The following is a 21,559-nucleotide window of genomic DNA, read 5'->3' on the forward strand; positions in this document are numbered from 1 at the left end:
GAGAGAGATGCCACTTTATAACCGACTGGCAGCACAGGCGGAGCAGTTATTGTTGTACCGCGATGTTTTAAATGATGTAATCGGGCAAAACTTTCTTAAACTATTGCGGCTCTACTCTTATGCCGGCGCTCAGCCGGATGAGGTTGGTACGGTTTATACCGAACTTTTCGGACTCCTGACCAATGAAGCCGAGTTTTATGAGGGTGAGATTGTCGGAGATGTGTGGCAGAACCATCTGTTGGATCGAATACTGGACTCCAAAAACCCCTTCAGCCTTAAAGCGGGACGTGAAATAGCGCCTAGCACCCGCCAAGCTACTTTGCGAGACATGGCTTTGCTTCGCAAGTTTTTTATTCTCAGTTCTGCCGTTATTGCGGACGAAGCGCGTCGTATTCTGGATGAACCTTTGTTACCATCGTGGGATCACTTTAACCCGGCAAGCGCCAGCCCTACCCCCCAAGACTCCCCGCGCTTGGCTTTCAAGAAGAAGTTTGCGGTTAGTCACGATTGGAGCGCGTTAGCGATCGAACTAGAACAGCATTATGTTCATCAGGGCGTGGATGATTTGGCGCGTTATTATGGCTTTCGCTGGCAACGTCCTCAAGCAATGCTTGAACCTGTGCCGGACATTGACCCTATTCGCCTTGAGGAATTGGTAGGCTATTCAAATGAGCAAGCGGTGATTGTGCAAAACACGGCGCAATTTTTAGCAGGGCTTCCCGCTAACAATGTGCTACTTTACGGGGCGCGTGGGACGGGAAAAAGCTCAACGGTAAAAGGCTTACTCAATCGCTACGGTTCGCAAGGTTTGCGCTTAATCGAGGTTCATAAGGATTGGTTGAGCGACTACCCACAAATTGCCAAGATGGTGAGAGGTAGGCGCGAGAAATTCATCCTGTTTGTGGATGATTTGTCCTTTGAGGAAGACGAGGTTTCCTACAAAGACCTTAAAGCCTTATTGGAAGGCACAATAGAGGCGCGTCCTTCTAACTTGCTGATATATGCTACCTCCAATCGTCGCCATCTTATCCGCGAGCAATTCAGCGATAACCCCGGTGCAGGGCAGCAGGAAGAAATAGCTGCATGGGATACGGTGGAAGAAAAGCTCTCTTTGAGCGATCGCTTCGGCTTGATTGTCACTTTCGTAACGCCAAGCCAGCAAAAATATATCGAAATTGTTTTTTCGCTGGCAGCTAACACCGGGATTGAGATGGAAAGAGAGGATTTGCGCCGCCGCGCTTTGCAATGGGAGTTGAGCCATAGCGGACGAAGTGGGCGCGTAGCTCGTCAGTTTATAGATCATCTCAACGGGCAAATCGTGCTATCACGTCAAAATTTGAAGCAATAAAAAAAAGCCCCCTCAAATATTACCGTAGGGGGCTGAAAAACTTCTTAGAAAAAGCTTATTCCGGTTTAGCCATTGGAAGGGCTTTTTTGTTTTTGCTGAGCATTACCAGTTCGGTAATATCCTGCACTTTGATCTTTTCCTCCAATTGGCGACCCTTGATACCGTCCTCAAACATCGAGATGCAGAATGGGCAAGATGCTGCCACTACTTCTGCGCCGGTATCGGCGGCTTCCTGTACTCGAGTCTGGTTTACGCGGGTGCCGATTTTCTCTTCCATCCAAGCTTGACCACCACCCGCTCCGCAACAGAAACTTTTGTCGCGGTTACGCGGCATTTCAGAGAGCTCCAACTTTTTCACACCGTTACCGAGGCTGTTCAAGGTATAACGCGGTGCATCATAAATATCGTTGTAGCGTCCGAGGTAGCAAGGGTCATGGTAGGTCACTTTATCGGTGTCCAATCCATCTCCTGCCTTGATGCGGCCTTCTTCGATGAGTTGTGCCACCAACTTGGAGTGATGTACCACTTCAAAATTGCCACCAAATTCAGGATACTCGTTTTTGATAGTGTTGAAGCAGTGCGGGCAGCCTGTCACAATCTTTTTGAATTTATGGCTTTCTTTGTAGGCGTTCAATATTTCGATATTTTGCTGGGCGAGGGTTGCAAATAGATACTCGTTGCCCATACGGCGCGCTGCGTCTCCGGTGCAACTTTCTTCCTTGCCCAAAATACCCCACTTGATGCCTGCTTCGTCCATCAACAACGCCAAGTTAACCGAAATCTTCTTGTTGCGGTTGTCGAAACTGCCCATACAACCGACCCAGAACAACACCTCGATTCCCTCATCCTCATCAATTTCAGCCATTTGGCGGTGTTGTAGGTGTTCGGGCAAGCTCTTAAGCCAATCGGCGCGTTCTTTGTTATTAATTTGCCATGGGTTACTGTTACGCTCTAGGTTGTTAAACACTGGCGTAATCTCTTTCGGGAAATCGCTTTCCTGCATAACCAAATATCGGCGCATATCTACGATTTTTGGCACATGTTCTATAAACACCGGGCACTCGGTCATACAGGCGCGGCAGGTAGTGCAAGCCCATAATTCCTCATGGCTGGTAAGCCCACCTACCAGCGGCGGCAATTCCCCATGTCCGCTCTTGCCTGATTCACCACCGCTATCTGCTGCTCCGGTGGTTTCTTCGGCAGGCATTTTATGACCAACAAACCCTAACCCACTTTGCATAAAGAGTTCGGTTTTCAGATCAATGATGATTTTCTTAGGGTTTAGCGGCTTTCCGGTCAGATTAGCCGGACATACGGAGGTACAACGTCCACACTCGGTACAGCTATAGGTATCCAGCAAGTCTCTCCAAGTAAAATCTTCTATCTTAGAAGCGCCGATGGGTTTTTCTTCTTCCATGCGCTTTTCTAGCTCATCGGTATTTCCATAGCTACGGAGTTTACCTTTTGCGCCGAGATTCTGAAAATAAGTGGTGAAGAAACTGCCGAGCAAGTGCAAATGTTTGGAGGAAGGTAGATACGCTAGGAACGAGAAAAATACTGCCATATGCGCCCACCATGTGACAGACCAAAGTATGCCTGCAAAATCCCGCACACTTTGGGTTGCTTCGGTAGGAGTGGGCCAATTACCGGAGGATGGGATTAATAGCTCACCCAAACGCCTTCCTATAGGCGCGTAACCGTGTTCGGCTATGGGGTTGGCTCGCCATGCAAAGGCTTCGGCAAATAACAACGTAAGCACAACTCCGGCGATAAGACCTAGAATAATCCACGCATCAGTAGTTGTGGTCAATACCTTTGGTTTTACAAAGGCACGGCGAATGGCAAAATAAACTAGCGAAATAATTACCAACGCTAGAAATATATCCAGCAAGATGGCAAAGGGGCGTGAGTCGAGCAGCGGAATTGCGATTCCGGTTAGACCCTGAAAAATAAACTCAATCAACCCGAACTGAATTATTAAAAAGCCCCAAAAAGTGAGGGTATGCGCCAAGCCGGGCCAGAACCTGCGCCAGAGCCTTTCCTGAAGTAATACGCCCTTGACGAATAACCAGATTCGTTTGCCGGGTTGGTCAAAGCGATTCTCATTTTGACCCTGTTTTAGTACGTTTACCAGCTTTATCACACGGGCAACGAAGAAATATATCGCTGCGCCTGCCAGTAAAACAAAGATTATACGACCTATCCAACTCTCGTTAGGAGCGTTCATCGCTCAAGTCCTCTCTATGGGCATCCCTGCTTGTGTAGAATTAATCTACTGCTTTGGGCGCTTAAAAATAAGGTATATACCGGCGGTAATACCATCTATAAGACTGACCGGGCTGGCGGATACCAGTTCCCAGCCTAATTCTCCCAGTTTGGTTGTATATGAATTATGCTCGGCGACCAGCTTGTTAGGTCCTCCGGCAATTGCGGAGTCAAAGCTTTTGGGACCGTCGGGTGATTGGATTTTTGCCGGTAGAAAAGCGTGAAAGTATTCCCACATAAGCAATCCAATTATTTGAGGCGCGGGACAAAAACGCCCCGCGCTTGAATGAAGTTTAGCCCCTGCGCTTTTTCAGTTCTTCGGTTAGCGCCGGGAGAATTTTCAGGCTATCCCCTACAATGCCGAGGTCTGACACCTTAAAGATAGGGGCTTCCTCGTCTGTATTGATAGCAATAATGTTTTTGGAGCCTTTCATACCAACGGTATGTTGAATCGCTCCGCTGATGCCGACCGCAATATACACGTTGGGTTTAACGGTTTTGCCCGTCTGCCCCACCTGCATACTGTACGATACCCAACCGCTATCCACTACGGCGCGAGTAGCGCCCACCGCTGCGTTAAGAGGCTCGGCAAGTTTGTGAAGTAGCTCGAAGTTCTTCGCATCTTTCAAACCACGTCCGCCACTGATAACCACGTTGGCTTCTTCGAGGCTTGGACCTTCGCTCTTTTCCATGACGGTTTCAAGAATACGGGCGCGCTTGCTTTTATCGGAAGGAGTGAAGCTTATTTTTTCCACCGTTGGCACAGCCGCACCTTCCAACTTTTCGGCAGCAAAGGTTTTGGGTTTTACCATTACCAATGGAGCGTTGCTAGGGGAGGTAACATCAACAATAGTTGTGGCACTATACCATGGAACGGTAACTTTAAGTGCGCCCCCCTCAAAGCTGATTTCACCCGCATCGGTTATCACGCCACTACCCAGTTTTGCGTTTACCCGTCCTGCTATATCACGCCCATCATATGTTCCGCCGATTAAAACCAGCGAAGGAGCGATTTGCTCAATCAGATAAGCCAGTGTTTCCGCGCCGGGTTCAGCAAGATAGGTTGTATAGGCGGCATCCTCGCTGATCAGCACAGTTTGCGCCCCATACTCGCCCAATATTGCTGCTTGCGCCCCTGCGCCGGTTCCCAATACTACTGCTGTCACTTCGCCCAGAGTACGGGCTTTAGAGACCAATTCCAGCGCGACTTTCTGTACCACGCCTTCTTTGAGTTCTGCAAGTACCAGAATCTTTGCCATTTTTGCCCGCTCCTCTAAATAACTTTAAGCTTTTGCAGATAATCGGCAATTGCTACCGCTGCGTTTCCATCATCTTTGATAAGAACACCGGCTTGACGCTGTGGAGCAGGATTCCAACCCAATACCCGCTCTTTTGCGCCCGCAGAACCAACTTCAGAGGTGGCAAAGCCAAGATCGGCGGCGGTTAGGGTTTCTACCGGCTTCTTTTTAGCTTGCATAATACCTTTTAAAGCGGGATAGCGCGGTTCGTTGATGCTGCCGGTTACGGTTACTAACGCTGGCAAACTGGCTTCAACCGTCTGGTAACCGCCCTCAATCTGGCGCTGAATTGTCGCTTTGCCGTTTTCCACCGTCAGTTTCTTGGCAAAAGTGAGTTGAGGAATATCCAATAATTGCGCAATACCGGCGGGGACTATGCCGGTGTAGGCATCACTACTTTCAGTAGCGCAAATAACCAGATCAGGATTTACTCGTTTTATTGCGGCTGCCAGAATACGAGCGGTAGTTAGTGCATCGCTACCTGACAACGCCGGGTCGCTGATATGAATTGCTTTATCTGCGCCCATCGCCAAGCCGCGCCTGATGGCTTCAATAGCTCGGTCAGGTCCCATCGAAACGAGCGTGATTTCTCCACCCTGCGCTTCAATCAGTTGGAGAGCTGCTTCGATACCATATTCATCTGCCGGGTCGAGTTCGGCATCTACACCTTCACGTACGATTCGGAGGGTGTTTGGGTCAATTTTGTTGGTTCCGGTGGTAATGGGAACCTGTTTTACACAGACAACGATTTTCAACTTATTCCTCCAGCTTTTAGAACCTCAAACTCGCAATTTGTAGCTTGAGCATGGCAACTTTGCCGAAAGCTAATTCAATTATTATATCAGGGGTTTAAGCAAATGGGTACATTAAAAAGACCTTGAAGAAATGAGGCTCGGAGAATTCAGATAGAACATACTTTTGATTGTGCAAAAGGATACTAGCATAATCTATAGGTAAAGTCAATTTAAAAGAGCCTACTTTCTATATTTGGCAACTGTATAACAGCCGAATCTACTCATTTAAGCCTATGCTATAGCTCTCGAAAGCTGTGTCAAAGGCTGGTTTAAACCAAAGGACACTATAGCAAAAGATGAGAAACCGCCTTGAAAGCTATTTTCTGTTATAATCAATCCCGAATATTGCTGAGATTTCAAGAATTTAGAGGGCAATTTACGCCTGCTGAGGAGAGAAACGTGCAGTCTCAAAAAGTTCGGGTGTTGGTGTTACGTACCGCCGGAATTAACTGCGATCAGGAAATGGTTGAAGCCTGGCGCTATGTGGGCGCACAGGTTGACCTGAAACATATCAATGAAGTTGCCGATAAAGATTCGATCAAAACCCTCGAACGATACCAGATAATGGCTATACCCGGTGGCTTTTCCTACGGAGATGATCTGGGAGCCGGTAAACTGATGGCGAACGAGCTGATGTTTCGGATGAGAGAAGCCTTTTTAGCATTTGTAGCGGCTGGAAAGCCTTTGATTGGTATTTGTAACGGGTTTCAGATTTTGGCAAAAGCTGGTTTGTTTGGAGATCTAACGCTGACTAACAACGCCTCCGGCAAATTCGAGTGTCGTTGGGTGCATTTGAAGGTTGAACCTGACAGCAATTGCATTTTTACCAAAGGTTTGGACAAGCTTTATCTGCCGGTAGCACATGGCGAAGGGCGGGTAGTGGTAAAAGATAATTCAACTTTGTCGGAAATTGAAAAGAACCGCCAAATTGCTCTACGCTACACCGATGAATTTGGCAACGCACCGGAATATCCCGACAACCCGAACGGGTCGGTAGCGCATATCGCAGGCACTAGCAATAGCAAAGGCACCGTCTTTGGCTTGATGCCGCACCCCGAACGTTTTATTTCCCCTGTCAATCACCCGCGTTGGTCTCGCATCAAGGGCAGCGAAGGCGAAATCCAAGAGGGAGATGGCGCGAAAATATTCCGCAACGCGATTGAATACGTTGCCGGATAAAGGTTTCCTCATTTCAATGAAGCAGTAAAAGAGGTAGTAAAGCAATGCAAGATATACTCAAAACCATAGAAGAATGGCGCGAAGCGGGCGAAGATATTGCCCTCGCTACAGTGGTTAAAACCACCGGACCAGCGCCGCGCTTTGAAGGCTCAAAAATGGCGATCACCCGCAGCGGCAAGCTAGTTGGTTCGGTTAGCGGCGGTTGCGTGGAAGGGGCAGTTTTTGAAGAAGCTCAGAAAGTGCTGAAATCCCGCAAACCGAAATTGCTGAAGTACGGTATTAGTAAGGAAACGGCGTGGGATGTAGGGCTTGCCTGTGGCGGTGGAATTGAAGTTTATCTTACACCGCTGGAGTAAACGCAATGTCTTTCTATCAGAAAATACGTGACCATATTCAGCGTGAGGAAATGGTCAGCCGCGCTACGGTGGTACATGCTCCCGATGGAACAAATATCGGGGCGGAAATGTTGGTTTATCCTGACGGTGTAACCGACGGTTCGCTTGGTAATGCCCTCCTTGATGCCGAAACGATTAAAAACGCGGTCCCCCTGATGCAGCGCACTGGCTCGAAAACTTTCCCGATTACTACAGATTTGGGCGACTTTGAAGTATTTGTCGATGTTTTCCCACCTCCGCCTACTTTGCTGGTTTTTGGGGCGGTACATATCTCCATTCCGTTGGTAAAAATGGCTAAAGAACTCGGTTTTCGGGTAAAAGTTATTGACGGACGCGAGAAGTTTCTGACCAAAGAGCGTTTCCCCGAAGCAGATGAGCTTATCTTTGCATGGCCCGATGAAGCGGTCGAGCAACTCAAGATTGACCACAACACCTATATTGTAATCCTGAGCCATGACGAAAAGTTTGACGAACCGGCACTTCAATCTACCTTGCCCAGTCAGGCGCGTTATATCGGGGCTATCGGCAGTCGTACCACCGTTGCCAAGCGGGTTGATAGGCTCAAAAAGTTGGGTATTACCGAGGAGCAGATGTCCAAAATCCACGGACCAGTGGGCATTGAAATCGGTGCCAAAGAGCCAGCCGAAATTGCAGTCAGTATTTTAGCCGAGATTATCGGCGTTAAGTACGGGGTGGTTAAATAAACGCTTTGGATTGAAGTGGATTACGAGCTTAAAAAGGGGCAGGGTTTAACTGAACCTTTTTGGAGGAAATTTCTATAGACCGAGCAACGCTTCGGCTTCGGTCTCGAAAATGGTGAATACTTTATCCAGCGCCATCAGTTCAAAAATCGAGCGAGGACCGGGTTGTAAGCCTATCAAACGCAAATCGCCACCCTTTGCTCGTAATTGCTTCATTCCGCCCACTAACACTGCTACGCCGGTGCTATTAATAAAGTTCACTCGATGTAAATCTACCAACAGGCTATTAACACCCCGTTCGCTTTGTTGCTCAAGCGCCTTTGCCAGTTGGTCTGCGCCTTCTTCATCCAACCGCCCCTGCAAAGAAATAATCCCAATTCTTATAATTATTTCGCGCTGTTCAATGTACACGCATTATCTCAACTTCAATTCGCGCTTGCGAAGGTCATCCACGCGCTGTTTGACGGCGTTGATATAGCCGTTCACATCGTTATTATCTTCTTGGGGAGCATATACCGGAATGATTTGGTCAAGCGTCCGCGCCCCATTGTCTCTGTATTGTTTTAGGAGACGCGCCCAATCGACCACTCCTTCAGCCCAGTTTGCATATAGCCGAAACGAGCCGTTTGTGCTAGTCTGATAACAATTATAACCGGGAGTACAACGGATATTGCCCACCGAACGGGTTATTGCTGCCACACCTTGATTACCGCCAGAAGATTCGTGTTCAAAAAAAGCCAGCATTAACGCCGGGTCGCAACCTTCTTTCAGGCAGGCATCATACATCTGATCTGCTTCAGATAATGCAGGGCTGTTCATTTCTTTGAGAAACGCTTTGAAATTTGTACGGGTAACGGTGGGGTCAGCGATAGGGTTATAGCTTCCGGTCGAAACAATAGTTACATCCCCAACTCCAGCGATGCTGACATTACTTTCGTTGCTGGTATAGGGACGCAAAAGCATATACAATGCCAACAATCCGATAATAAATCCTATCAGTAAAGCAAGGCTAGCGAGAATGCCCCGTTCTTGTTTGCTTCCATACGATAAGGTTGCCAGCACTGTTAAATATTGACGTTGCTGCTGCTGGATAAGTTGCTGGTAAGCCTCTTCAAGGTTAACAACTCGCATCGGTTGTGAAGGTAAATTTAAAACGCGAGTTTTTACTAACGCCGAACCCTGAATCGCTACTCCGTAAGGGCTACCAACCTCATCGAACCAGATTACTTCTCCACGCCGGGAAATGGCAAAACACGAAAAAAGCCCTTCCCGGCGGTCGCCCTTTTCCAGTTCTTGCAGGATGTGGAGCGCCTTCTCATATTCATTATTGGGAATCGGACGTTGCAACATTTTGGCTGATACGCAGTTCAGGACACGCCTATACGTGTCCGGTATTATTTATAAAATCTGGTTATTGGGCAAAAGCCGGAGGTACAGGAATTTGACCGGAGTTAGTGCCTTCCGAAAAGTGCTTACGCCAATACCGATAATACCATTGCAATTCTAGCTCATCGAAAATCTGGTAAATATCTGCTCCAGATGAGGGCATATATTCGTTCCCATGCACATGGGGGAATACGGTTTTTGCCAGATACGCGCCGAACAGCGCTTTTTCTTTGGGGCTAATTGTGCTAAGGAAATCTCCTCCGGTTACAATATGCGACACTGGCGCATTAATTGTTCGGATTTGCTGGGTTGCAGCGCTATTTAGCATGGTGGGCTGTTTGCCCTGCGCTAATTGGTTCTGTTCATCAACGATACCTAGCGCGGAAAGTTCCAACGGGCGGGTCAGATATTTTGGCGCATCCGGTTCGGTAATATCTACAAAGCGGGGTTTGCCGTAAGTCTCTAAATTATAGCTAATCATCTCGGCAATCGCGCTAGGCGGCAGTTTCCACAACAACTGGTTTTCGTCCTGTTCAGATTGTGGCTTCTTAACCGTTCTATCAATGCGGTTTCCTGCTGGTAAACTGCGAGTGGTGTTTGAGGCACGATACCGATTTTGCAACAGCGCCATATGTACATCCGGCGGTAACACTGCAAAAGTATTGCCACTGAAATCATAAGCCCATGCATCACCACCCAAATCAGGTGGTACAAGTTCAGGATGATTCTGTGAAATAAGGTTAATTACTGAATCGTGTATTGGTACAAAGCGTTGCGGGTTAACTGAAAGTTGCTTCCACACTTTCGCGGTTTTCGAACGCGCACTATCTCCTGCGTCTATTAGCATTTCCTCGGCGATAGCGTGTAGCCGTTCTTCTACCTCACGCCGAATCTCTTCACTAGTGCTGGTGCGCATCACCGAAGCACAGCGCAATAAAGTAAGGAAGTTGAGTATCGAAAGAAGCAAAATAGTCAGCCCAGTTACCTGATCGCGTGCAAGGTAGTGCAAGGCTGAGTCGAGGTTGGTTTGTTCGGTAACACTCAGAAATAGCAGCATGAAGTCAATTGCAATAGATGGTAGCAACGTAACCAGCATTATCCACCACCAGATTGAACCCTTCATAAGTCTCACTTTGAGGCGATCGGGATGGCGTAACCACACTACCTGAGCCATTTCAGCTATAATCAAGCCTTGAATGACAATAGCAATAACAATCACTCCGATTGTGCCGATTATCTGCAAAAATTGATCACCTTTTAGCAGACTATCAAAAATCGGGATGTTGCGCAGACCTTTCATAGCAATGAACACTGCTACGAAAGCCTGATATGCCAAAGATAGAAGAAGAACAAGGCTAAAATTAAGTCCGAGTTTATGAGTATACATCCACAGCCCTCGACGTACCGCACCCATATCGGAGGCTGGACGATCATCCACATCTTTAGGTACGTAGGCTATTACTCGCTGCTCGTTATTCATTTGCTACCTTCTTAAAAACGCTATCTAGAAAAGGGTACACTTCGGATTTTAGAAATGCTATACATAACTTAACAAAATTATATCAAACAAAGAATCTTATGACAAGTAAACTTTACTCCCATTTTTATATTTTAATATATGGAAGGAAAATTCATTCGTGGGAATTTATATTACCTTATGTGGCAACATCGGCGTTGGCAAAACCACCCTTGCTAAAATAATCGCTACCCGCTGGCGTTGGAAATTATACGAAGAAACGGTTCAAGATCATCCTTATCTGGCAGATTATTATGCTGATCGAACTCGCTGGGCGTTGGTTTCGCAACTAGTTTTTCTTGAGCGTACCTTTCGCCAGCAAATTGAGATTACCCGCGGAGATTCTAATGCGGTGCAGGAGCGCAGCGCCGCTGAAAACTTGAAGGTATTCGCTCATAGCCTTAACTCGCAAGGCATTTTGCCAGATCGAGAATTTGCTACCCTCAATGACTTTTACACTATGCTGGAAGGGTTGGTACGCCCTGCCAATTTGTTGGTATATCTACGCGCCAATGAAGCCACTTTGATGCAGCGTATTGCCAAACGTGGTCGCTCATTTGAAGCTTCCGGGGTTGATCACGTTTACCTTGCTTCACTGAACGAAAGTTACGAACGCTTTTATAATGAATACCATGTTGGTCCCAAAATAGAAATTGATATGAACCGCTATGATGTGGAGACGCAACCAGACGATGCTAATGAAGTTCTCTGGAAAATATCGGAGGCATGCGGTTACGACCCAACGCTGGTATTATTTTAGTACAAGCGTTCGTATTTGTAAAGAGGTTATTTCAAATCTATGGCGTTTCTATGCTAACAAAGTAGTTAGGGAATAGAAAAGAAAAAAGCATCTTAAGGAATTAGTATAATCTCCTTCTGGAATAAGAATTATATTTGCTTTGAATAAACATAGAATATAAATCCTACCGAATCCCTTTTTCTTTTTATAGTATGCGCAAACTGCACAAACTCCGGCATTTATTACTGCTAGAATATTTATAGATTTTAAACTTGAAAGAGAAAACTATTAAAATAATATTAAAATCTCGCTGGTTAGCTTAATCTTAGAGGCTAATTTTGTAGTATCTTTCTTCTTTGGTATTAGGTTTTTTGAATATTAGTAGTGCGGTACAACCAATGTTTGTACTGCACCTGTATACCAGAGAATATTGGAAATGCAATTACACTAATGATTAGTGCACAAAAACAATTTTGGTCACTAGTTCTCCTGATAAATCCAATAGCTAGCTTCGGATAGCCACATGCAAAAGGTTAAATGAGCAAAATCCGCATAGGAATGGCGGTATAGCCGAAGATATCGATGCTTAATTTAAGCTGTTGTCTCAAAACCCTCTGCTACTTATAGTTTGATAATAAATAATCAGTTGCCGTAACACCATATAAAACCTTATTTAAGGACAAAGCGTATGCTTAATTGATTCGCATTTCAACTGAAGCTTGCTCGTAATTTTAAATTAGGGTTAGGTTTTATTTTTAAAATAAAATGATCAAATGTTACAAATGTACCATGTAATTATACTGACAATTACTAAACAATAATGCTATAATTAGTTGCATAATAAAAAAATGAGGGTATCTTTAAATAGGGAATAGTCTCACTATGGATTCGCTGAGAATCAATCAATTAGCTACTATTCTGGATAGAGTCAAAGGCACTTTCTTTGCCCTTGATACTCGCGATGAGTTTGTTTTCGTAAATCAAAATGCCGCGAATCTATTCAGACGAACTACAGTTGATTTAATTGGGAAAAATATTTGGCAAGAACTCCCCGAATTACAACATCTGAAATTTCATCCCTATTATCGGCAGGCAGTATTTGGGCAAAAGGAACTTTTTTTTGAAGAATTTTATCCTTCTCTCAATTTTTGGTTCGAAGTAAGGATTTCCCCCTCCCCTGAAGGCACACTGGTTTATTTGCAGGATATTACTGAATATAAACTTGCTCAGCTAAAATTAAAAGATGTCTTACAATATCCCTCTTTTAATGATGCGCAAGCAAAAAATACAAATTATCATTTAGAACCTGATTTTTATCAAAATCTAGTGTCTATTATTGCACGTAACATGGCTGAGGGGGTAATGTTAGTTCGCCATGCAGACTCAAAAATACTTTATGCCAATCCCAGATTTGAGCAAATGTTTGGTTATGGTACTGGTGAACTAATCGGGCAATCGACAACTATTCTTAATTATGGTGATGAGAATACTGACGCTGCTCAAGTTGACAGCGAGATACGATCTTCCATACAACAAGAAGAAGTAACAACATTCGAAGTACATAATGTCAAAAAAGACGGCTCAACATTCTGGTCAAAAGCAACGATTTCGCTATACGAACATCTAGAATATGGTCTTATTGGAATTGCAGTTCACGAAGATATAACCGAGCAAAAAAAGGCGGAACAAGCGCTGCGCGAAAATGAAGAACGTTATCGTTTGCTGGCAGATACATCACTTGACCTGATTTTTACCAACACCGTGGACGGCACCATCACTTACCTATCGCCAAGTTGTAAAAGCCTATTGGGTTATGAACCGGAAGAATTGCTTGGTAAGTCCAGTTTTATTCTTTTTCACCCTGATGATATTAAATTGATAATGGAAAAGATAAAACAAACTACACCTGAATCCAACACAATTCAAGTTACATATAGATGTCGGCGGAAAGATGGGAGTTATATCTGGGTAGAAACATACACTCGTTCTGTTTATGATCCGGTTACAGGTAAACCGCTCTTCGCCTCTGGGGTAGCAAGGGACATAACCGAGCGAAAAAAGGCTGAACTAGCTTTGCTTGAGAGTGAAGCTCGCTATCGGACTCTGGCTAAAAACTTCCCGAATGGCGCAGTATTACTGTTTGATAAAGATTTGCGCTATACCATTGCTGAGGGCAAAGGACTCGAAGTAATAGGTCTCACCGGTAAGCAGTTGGTAGGAAAAACTATTTACGAAATATTAACAGCTAAAACTGTTGCTTGTTTGGAAACGCCCTATCGTGCAGCACTTGCGGGTAATGAAACCATCTTCGAGATGCCCTATACCGATGAACTGCTATATCAAGTTTATGTATTGCCTGTACGTAATGAGAATAATGAAATTACAGGTGGTATGGTTGTAACACAGGATATAACCGAACAAAGACAAATGCAAAATGCACTAGCTGCCGAAACCGAGCGATTGGCTATAACCTTACGCTCGATTGGAGATGGCGTTGTCGTAACTGATAACGCCGGAAACATCGTTCTTTTTAACCGGGCAGCGGCGGAATTAACCGGATGGTCAATCCAGAATGCCACGGGAAAGCAAGCCGAACAAGTGCTGCATTTGCAGGATAGTAGGAAAGATTCTAGCCGTGTATATCCGATTGTCGATATTCTTGAAGGTAACCGTGTTAACGAAATAACAGGCGATATTGTGCTTCTAACTCTCCAAAAGCAGAAGCGGAATATTTCTTTTACCGGAACGCCCCTATATAACAAAGAAAGTAAGTTGATAGGCGCGGTTTTAACTTTTCTGGATGTCACTGAAAAGATTTATCAGATGGACGAAAGAATGAAAATCCGGAATCTAGAATCGCTCGGAACGTTAGCGGGTGGGCTTGCGCATAATTTCAATAATGTTTTAACGGCTATAATGGGCAACATTTCACTGGTAAAGCTAAATTTGGCTGATGGCGATGAAAACCAGGAATATTTGGAAGCGGCTGAAAAAGCCACTTTTCGCGCCAAAGATTTGGCACAGCAACTCCTTACTTTTGCTAAAGGTGGCTCTCCTATCAAGGAAAAGACGATCATAAAGGTTCTATTGGAAGATACAGTTCCTTATATGTTGCGTAACACCGGGATCAGATGTGAGTTTAATTTTGATGCCAATACATGGTCTGTAGTTATTGATCAAGCGCAGATAACTCAGGCTGTCCAAAGCTTGGTTCAAAACGCCATTGACTCTATGCCACATGGCGGTCTATTGCAAATTGCGACTACTAACGTTAGCGTGGATTCTGAACAACAACCAATGCTAAAAGTCGGTAATTATGTGCTTTTAACTATTACCGATCAAGGTTCTGGCATTAAACCTGAAGAGTTGCCTAAAATTTTCGACCCTTACTACACCACCAAGTTTTTTGGTAAGGGATTGGGCTTGCCTATTTGCTATTCGATTATTAAAAAACATGAGGGGCATATTTCTATAGAAAGTGAACTTGGTAAAGGCACTCGAATTAATATTTATCTTCCAGCCGCCCTTGAACCAATCAATCGTAAAGCTAATAAAGAAGATATTTCTCGAACTGGCTTAGGACGGATTCTTATAGTGGATGATGAAGTGATGGTGAGTGAAATGCTAGCCAAAATTTTACAGAAATTAGGCTACCAAACCTATAAAACGACCTCAGGCGAGGAAGCACTCGAAACATATCGACTTGCCCACGAAGATAATTTTCATTTTAATGCAGTAATTGCGGATTTAAGTATAAAAAATGGTATGGGAGCTAGAGAACTTATCCCAAAATTGCTACAACTTGATCCAAAAGCAAAAGTAATTGTTTCTAGCGGTTACTTGAACGATCCTGTAATGACCAATTATCGGGATTATGGCTTTGCCGGTTGTATAAACAAGCCCTTTTCAATCGAGATGCTTGATCGGATATTACGAGAAATCACTCAACGTTGGTTCTAAAGATTAAATTGTTATACACGCTTAATAGTTTTCTGTAAAAGCCGGAGCATATGCACAAGTTCAAAAGTAACCTGCGCGTTGCTCCGGTTCGTAACTAATAGGCTATTCCCACCGTTTCGCCAAGATAAAAATCTTGCTTAAGCTGTGCAATCATAAACCTAGCAACATCTTCCTTTGAGATATTTGTAGCCCCTAACGGCAATGAACCCATCGCTACCCGAAAGGGCTGATCTCCAGGATCATCCGTTATTTGTGGTGGACAAACTGCCACCCACTCCAACCCACTCTTTTTCAATATTTCCAACTGGCGGGCATGTTCTTCGGTGATATTTTTAAATATCGGTGGATAAGTCGGATAAAAGAGCCAGCCCGATAATAGACAAACTATTCGTTTTACCCTATGTGCTTGCATTGCCTCGACAATATTGCGAGTACCATTGGATAAAACAGTAGTAGGGCTTAAATCCAGACCAGTTCCAAGGGTGCAAAACACAACATCTTGCCCGGAAATAGCGGTTTGTACTGCTACTTTATCCAACACATCACCTTGTATCACCTTCAGATTGGAGGTAATTATATTGATTTTTGAAACATCTCGAACCAGCGCAGTTACTTGATGTCCCTGTGATAGTGTTTTGCTAAGAAGCGCATTGCCGGTTTTACCGGTGGCGCCGAATATAACTATTCGCATTTTTATCCCAAATAATTAATAAAATTGAATCAACCAAGACGTTGCGAATTATACTTGATTAAGGTTCAATTATCTACTTACCTCCCATTACAAAGAAATCTGACTCAGCCTTTCCTTGCTTAGAACTGCACAAATCTACTTTACTTGACAGAAAATAAGGGTTTCATATGATTAAGGAGAATACCGTGCAAATTTTAATTGAAGCTCTTTTTGTATAAGTAGCCGAGTAAAACCTGAAATCAGCTTTGACACTACCAGAGGATATAATTTATGAGACGTTGGAACGGTTGGGGAGATGATTCTACCGAGTCCCATCTAGGTAAGGATACTCTGGAATATTTACAACAGCGTCTCGGTTCCGGTATAGTGCCTCAAGATGCCAAACTAACCTCTGTTCTAGCTTCGATTCCACCATCAAGCTTACCCCCAAATCCCTTGATAAAGACTGACGAATTGACAAGGTTACGCTATTCACGCGGGCAGAGTATGTCCGACTGGATTGAACTGCGGGGCGGTACAGGCATAACTTTCACGGATGGCGTAGCTTTTCCTGAAAATGAAGCCGAAATAAGCGATTTATATGAATATGCACGTCACACTGGCGCAAGTCTGATTCCGTATGGGGGTGGGACGAGTGTAGCCGGGCATATAAACCCGCTGTTGGGTGGAGAGCCAGTGCTGACCGTAGCGATGGAGCGTATGAGTCGCCTTTTGTGTCTTGATCATGACAGTCGGCTTGCTACTTTTGGAGCGGGGATTGCTGGTCCTGACCTAGAAGCGGAATTGAGAGCGCATGGTTATACGCTTGGTCATTATCCTCAATCGTTTGAGTATTCGACTCTGGGAGGTTGGATTGCGACTCGTTCGAGTGGGCAACAATCGTTAGGCTATGGGCGTATTGAAAGGCTATTTGCCGGCGGTAATGTAGAAACTCCTGCCGGGTCGCTTGAGTTGCCGTCCTTTCCCGCTTCTGCTGCCGGTCCCGATTTGCGTGAAATTGTGCTTGGCTCTGAGGGTAGAATCGGGATTATTACCAAAGCGACTGTTCGGGTTGTGCCTGTCCCTCCGGTTGAGACTTTTCTGGCGGTTTTTTTCAAAGAGTGGGAGCGAGGCTTTGAAGCAGTGCGGAAGATTGTTCAAGCGGGTTTGCCGCTTACAATGCTACGTTATAGCACCCCCGTTGAAACCGAAACCACTCTAGCATTGGCAGGGCGACGCAATATAATCGCGCCTATTGAGCGTTATTTGGATTTACGGGGGGCGGGTGCGCAAAAATGCATGCTGATAATGGGGTTCAAGGGTAGCCGGGCGTTGGTGCAAATCGGCAAAAGAGAGGCGCTTGCACTGGCGCATCGCAATGGTGGGGTATATCTAGGTACATTATTTGGCAAGCAATGGCACAAGAATCGTTTCAAGACCCCTTATCTGCGGAATAGCCTTTGGGAAGCAGGTTATGCGGTGGATACGGTTGAAACCGCAACGGTTTGGGAGAAAATCCCGCAAATGGTTGACTCGATTGAATGTGCTTTGAAAGAAGCTGCTATGGTGGAAGGCGAAAAACTGCACGTGTTTACCCACCTTTCGCATCTTTACCCCTACGGCTCTAGCGTTTATACCACTTACGTTTTCCGGGTAGCAAATACACCTGAAAAAACTCTCGAACGTTGGCAAAGGATGAAAAAAGCTGCTAGCTTAGCAATTGTTAATGGTGGTGGTACTATCAGCCATCAACACGGCGTAGGGGCAGATCATTTGCCCTATCTGGAAGCGGAAAAGGGCAAACTTGGTTTGGAAGGTATACGGGCTATTATCCGGCAATTCGATCCGGAAGGGCTATTAAATCCCGGTAAATTGGTTCTATAGAGGTGTTTTAAGATGTGGGAAAGAGGTTGGCGAGAAAAAGCCCTGGCGAGTTTGAACAGCGAGTTTGATATTTTGGTAATTGGCGGAGGCGTTACGGGAGCGGGTATTTTTCATGAAGCAGCTAAGTCCGGCGTTAAGGTTGCGCTGGTGGAGCAACGTGATTTTGCATGGGGGACTTCGAGCCGCTCTTCCAAGCTGGTGCATGGTGGTTTGCGCTATTTGAAAGAAGGGAAAATCGGCTTAACCCTTGAGTCGGTGCGGGAGCGCAAACGCTTGCTCTCGGAAGTTCCCGGTTTGATTCAGCCCCTAGGCTTTTTACTACCCTTGTTCAAAGGCGATAAACCGGGGCGTTGGCTTACTTCAGCCGGGCTAGAATTTTACGAACTGCTCGGCATGAATTTTAGGCGACACAAAATCCCTTCTGAAAAGTTCAAGCTGATGGCTCCGCATCTGCCCACTCATGAATTGAAAGCCGGGTTTCAATATGCTGATGCCCAAACAGACGATGCGCGTTTGGTATTACGCCTTATTCGGGAAGGTGTGTCACTGGGAGGGGTAGCGATTAATTATGCTCGTGCCGAAGAGCTAAAGTGGGAAAATGAAAAGGTAGCGGGTGTCAGGGTAGCGGATAAAGCCGGAAGCGACAATATAATTGTGCGGGCGCGGGTGGTGATAAATGCAACCGGTGTATGGGCTGACCGTCTACGGGTTTTGACAGGCGCAAATGCTAGATTAAGACCGTTGCGTGGTAGTCATCTATTGCTACCCGGTTGGCGTGCCCCCGTATCCCAGGCAATTAGTTTTCGACACCCTATGGATCACAGACCTGTATTTGCTTTCCCATGGGAAGGGGTTACACTGGTCGGCACTACCGACCTAGATCACGACCATCCACTAGATGCTGAACCCTCTATCTTACCTAATGAGGTGGCATATCTGTTGGCAGCACTGAATTTTGCTTTCCCCGCTTTGAATTTGACAGCGCAAGACGTTATATCCACTTTTGCAGGGGTACGCCCGGTAGTTGGCAGCGGCAAGGAAGACCCGTCTAAAGAATCGCGGGATTACGTAATCTGGCAAGAGAAAGGCTTATTGACGGTTACGGGCGGCAAGCTAACCACTTTTCGCTCAACCGCTCGCCATGCGCTACAAGTGGCTTTTGCGCATTTCCCGAATTTTGCGCTTACGCCCGATTCTAATCCCGCGCTTAACCCGATCAGTATGAAAGTACCCGGTCTTAATGATTCGCAACAAGCTACTCGTCTTGCCGGACGCTATGGTTCTGATGCGTCTGCGCTGGTACAAGCGGCTAAACTCGGCGAATTGGAGCTAATACCGGGGACAGCTTACCACTGGGCGGAATTGCGTTGGGCGGCAAGGTGTGAAGCGGTAGTGCATTTGGACGACCTGTTGTTGCGGCGTGTTCGATTAGGCTTGCTACTACCGGAGGGCGGGGTGCAGCATCTAGCGCGTATTCGTGACATTTGCCAACCCGAATTAGGTTGGGATGATTCCCGTTGGCAGCAAGAAGAAGCCGCTTACCTGAAATTATGGCGTGAGTGCTACAGCTTACCCGATCCTCAATCTATACCGGATTGGCGAGAGCAATTGCAGCATAAGGCAGAAGAAGCTGAAATCAAACACAAGGGTGTCAAATTTCTTGAGAAAATCTTGTTGGTTGCTTTCTTAGGATTGGGCATGTGGCGCTTACTGCGTAGAAAGAAGGTAAAGACGGCTTGAAATCGGAAACTTTACTGGCGCTTGATACTGGCACGCAAAGCGTTCGCGCTCTATTGTTTGACCTTCGCGGGAATCTACTCGCAAAAGCGCGAGTTCCGTTAGAAGCTTATTTCTCCGCTAAACCGGGTTGGGCAGAGCAAGAGCCAGAATATTATTGGAAAGCTCTTTGCCAAGCTTGTCAAGAATTATGGCTGCAACCGGGGGTAGATAAAACGGCGATTGTAGGAGTAACGGTAACAACGCAACGCAGCACGGTCATAAACCTTGATAAAGACGGCAAGCCTTTGCGTCCAGCGATTGTTTGGCTCGATCAACGCCGCACCCCCCTTTTCGACCCAATCAAAGGTAAATGGGGACTGCTCTTTAAAGTGGCAGGGATACGCCCTACCATCGAATATTTTCAGCAGGAAGCCGAAAGTAACTGGCTGCGCTATTATCAGCCTGAAATTTGGGAAAAGACCCACAAATACCTTTTTTTATCCGGCTACCAGATTTTCCGACTTACCGGACGTTTCGCCGATTCGGTTGCCTCTCAGGTTGGCTACGTGCCGTTAGATTATAAGAACTTACGCTGGGCGAGTAATGGTGATTGGAAATGGGCTGGCTTGCGGATTCCGCCTGAGAAATTGCCTGAACTGGTAAGTCCCACTGCTATAATTGGTCAGATAAGCCCCGGAGCAGCAGCCGAAACCGGAATCCCCATTGGCTTGCCCCTCATTGCTTCTGCCGCCGACAAAGCCTGCGAAGTGCTTGGTGCGGGTGGTATTGCGTCGCATATCGGCTGTTTGAGCTACGGCACTGCCGCCACATTCAATGTAACCAGCCCTAAATATGTTGAGGCTATCCCTTTTATCCCGCCCTATCCTTCTGCTATTCCGGGAGCATATAATCTTGAGATTCTTATTTCAAGGGGCTATTGGATGGTAAGCTGGTTCAAGCAAGAATTCGGGCAGCGTGAACTGCAATTGGCAGAAGAACGCGGCATTGCACCAGAATTATTATTTGACGAATTGTTGCAACAGGTTTCGCCCGGTTCTAACGGTCTATTGCTACAGCCCTACTGGTCACCGGGTTTGAAAGTGCCAGGACCGGAGGCGCGAGGCTCAATTATAGGTTTTTCGGATGTGCATACCCGCGCCCATCTCTACCGAGCAATTTTGGAAGGGTTGGCTTACGCTTTGCGCGAAGGTCGTGACCGGGTGGAGAAAAAAACTAAACTGGCAGTAACCGAATTGCGGGTGGCGGGTGGCGGTTCTCAGAGTGCTGGTGCAATGCAATTGACTGCCGATATTTTCGGACTACCTGCCTCGCGCCCGCATGTTTATGAAGCATCCGGTTTGGGTGCAGCGATTGATACTGCGGTTGGCTTAAAGCTTCATCCTTCCTTCGAGGTTGCGGTAAAGGAAATGACCAGAACCGCCCAAACCTTTGAACCAAACCCGCGAACCCGCGAAATCTATGACGGGTTGTTTTACGAGGTATATTCTAAAATGTACCAACGGTTGAACCCCTTGTATCACAAGATTCACAAGATCATCCGCTGAGTAGCGCCTATTTCTCCTTCCCCTTTAAATCTGTACCGTAGCAAAAATGCGGTTAAAGAATCTGAAGAAGTGTCACTGTGCTGTAAAATATTCTAGAGGTTGAGCAAAGCCTAATAAGCCAACCACTTGGGATTTGTGCA

Annotated in this window: 17 protein-coding genes; 9 read left to right on the forward strand and 8 right to left on the reverse strand. The window is 45.9% G+C overall.

The window, feature by feature from the left end:
• Positions 1–7 precede the first annotated feature (7 nt).
• Positions 8–1,348 carry an ATP-binding protein gene (locus OZ401_RS07540; RefSeq protein ID WP_341467610.1) on the forward strand — a complete coding sequence of 447 codons (1,341 nt, stop codon included), beginning with the start codon at positions 8–10 and terminating at the stop codon, positions 1,346–1,348.
• Positions 1,349–1,403: 55 nt separating this feature from the next.
• On the opposite strand, the gene OZ401_RS07545 is transcribed toward OZ401_RS07540, so the two are convergent.
• Genes OZ401_RS07545 through OZ401_RS07560 form a run of 4 tightly spaced genes read right to left on the reverse strand, consistent with a single transcriptional unit; the run spans position 1,404 to position 5,666 of the window.
• Positions 1,404–3,575 carry a heterodisulfide reductase-related iron-sulfur binding cluster gene (locus OZ401_RS07545; protein ID WP_341467611.1) on the reverse strand — a complete coding sequence of 724 codons (2,172 nt, stop codon included), beginning with the start codon at positions 3,573–3,575 and terminating at the stop codon, positions 1,404–1,406.
• A gap of 45 nt (positions 3,576–3,620) precedes the next feature.
• Positions 3,621–3,851 carry a DUF4177 domain-containing protein gene (locus OZ401_RS07550; RefSeq protein ID WP_341467612.1) on the reverse strand — a complete coding sequence of 77 codons (231 nt, stop codon included), beginning with the start codon at positions 3,849–3,851 and terminating at the stop codon, positions 3,621–3,623.
• A 55-nt stretch (positions 3,852–3,906) separates the two neighbouring features.
• On the reverse strand, positions 3,907–4,872 hold the full coding sequence (locus tag OZ401_RS07555; protein ID WP_341467613.1) for an electron transfer flavoprotein subunit alpha/FixB family protein: 966 nt from the start codon (positions 4,870–4,872) through the stop codon (positions 3,907–3,909).
• 14 nt (positions 4,873–4,886) lie between these two features.
• On the reverse strand, positions 4,887–5,666 hold the full coding sequence (locus tag OZ401_RS07560) for an electron transfer flavoprotein subunit beta/FixA family protein (protein WP_341467614.1): 780 nt from the start codon (positions 5,664–5,666) through the stop codon (positions 4,887–4,889).
• 438 nt (positions 5,667–6,104) lie between these two features.
• Between OZ401_RS07560 and purQ the strand changes: the two genes are divergently transcribed.
• The 3 genes from purQ to OZ401_RS07575 are packed head-to-tail and all read left to right on the forward strand — an operon-like array spanning position 6,105 to position 7,983.
• Positions 6,105–6,884, forward strand: a complete 780-nt coding sequence (gene purQ, locus OZ401_RS07565; protein WP_341467615.1) for a phosphoribosylformylglycinamidine synthase I — start codon at positions 6,105–6,107, stop codon at positions 6,882–6,884.
• 44 nt (positions 6,885–6,928) lie between these two features.
• Complete coding sequence (locus OZ401_RS07570) at positions 6,929–7,240, forward strand: XdhC family protein (RefSeq protein WP_341467616.1); 312 nt, start codon at positions 6,929–6,931, stop codon at positions 7,238–7,240.
• Between the two features lie 5 nt (positions 7,241–7,245).
• A complete protein-coding gene (locus OZ401_RS07575) occupies positions 7,246–7,983 on the forward strand; it encodes an XdhC family protein (protein ID WP_341467617.1) in 738 nt (245 codons plus the stop codon).
• A 72-nt stretch (positions 7,984–8,055) separates the two neighbouring features.
• On the opposite strand, the gene OZ401_RS07580 is transcribed toward OZ401_RS07575, so the two are convergent.
• From OZ401_RS07580 to OZ401_RS07590, 3 genes are all read right to left on the reverse strand, one after another.
• Complete coding sequence (locus OZ401_RS07580; protein ID WP_341467618.1) at positions 8,056–8,391, reverse strand: STAS domain-containing protein; 336 nt, start codon at positions 8,389–8,391, stop codon at positions 8,056–8,058.
• A 3-nt stretch (positions 8,392–8,394) separates the two neighbouring features.
• Positions 8,395–9,330, reverse strand: a complete 936-nt coding sequence (locus OZ401_RS07585; protein WP_341467619.1) for a hypothetical protein — start codon at positions 9,328–9,330, stop codon at positions 8,395–8,397.
• Positions 9,331–9,391: 61 nt separating this feature from the next.
• Positions 9,392–10,846 carry a hypothetical protein gene (locus tag OZ401_RS07590; protein ID WP_341467620.1) on the reverse strand — a complete coding sequence of 485 codons (1,455 nt, stop codon included), beginning with the start codon at positions 10,844–10,846 and terminating at the stop codon, positions 9,392–9,394.
• Between the two features lie 157 nt (positions 10,847–11,003).
• Between OZ401_RS07590 and OZ401_RS07595 the strand changes: the two genes are divergently transcribed.
• Together OZ401_RS07595 and OZ401_RS07600 are read left to right on the forward strand one after the other, a co-directional pair.
• On the forward strand, positions 11,004–11,642 hold the full coding sequence (locus OZ401_RS07595) for a deoxynucleoside kinase (RefSeq protein ID WP_341467621.1): 639 nt from the start codon (positions 11,004–11,006) through the stop codon (positions 11,640–11,642).
• Between the two features lie 861 nt (positions 11,643–12,503).
• On the forward strand, positions 12,504–15,581 hold the full coding sequence (locus tag OZ401_RS07600; protein WP_341467622.1) for a PAS domain S-box protein: 3,078 nt from the start codon (positions 12,504–12,506) through the stop codon (positions 15,579–15,581).
• 94 nt (positions 15,582–15,675) lie between these two features.
• On the opposite strand, the gene OZ401_RS07605 is transcribed toward OZ401_RS07600, so the two are convergent.
• Positions 15,676–16,272, reverse strand: coding sequence for an NAD(P)-dependent oxidoreductase (locus OZ401_RS07605; protein ID WP_341467623.1), 597 nt, complete (start codon positions 16,270–16,272; stop codon positions 15,676–15,678).
• A gap of 270 nt (positions 16,273–16,542) precedes the next feature.
• Here OZ401_RS07605 and OZ401_RS07610 point away from each other — a divergent pair, with 270 nt between their 5' ends.
• From OZ401_RS07610 to OZ401_RS07620, 3 genes are read left to right on the forward strand one after another with little or no spacing between them, the layout of a single operon-like run.
• Entirely contained in the window at positions 16,543–18,135 is a 1,593-nt protein-coding gene (locus tag OZ401_RS07610) for an FAD-binding oxidoreductase (protein WP_341467624.1), read from the forward strand.
• 12 nt (positions 18,136–18,147) lie between these two features.
• A complete protein-coding gene (locus OZ401_RS07615) occupies positions 18,148–19,875 on the forward strand; it encodes a glycerol-3-phosphate dehydrogenase/oxidase (RefSeq protein WP_341467625.1) in 1,728 nt (575 codons plus the stop codon).
• Complete coding sequence (locus OZ401_RS07620; protein ID WP_341467626.1) at positions 19,872–21,419, forward strand: FGGY-family carbohydrate kinase; 1,548 nt, start codon at positions 19,872–19,874, stop codon at positions 21,417–21,419. Before OZ401_RS07615 ends, OZ401_RS07620 begins: the two co-directional genes overlap by 4 nt.
• Positions 21,420–21,559: the final 140 nt, after the last annotated feature.

The organism is Candidatus Chlorohelix allophototropha (genome assembly GCF_030389965.1).
In the GTDB taxonomy this organism is placed as follows: domain Bacteria; phylum Chloroflexota; class Chloroflexia; order Chloroheliales; family Chloroheliaceae; genus Chlorohelix; species Chlorohelix allophototropha.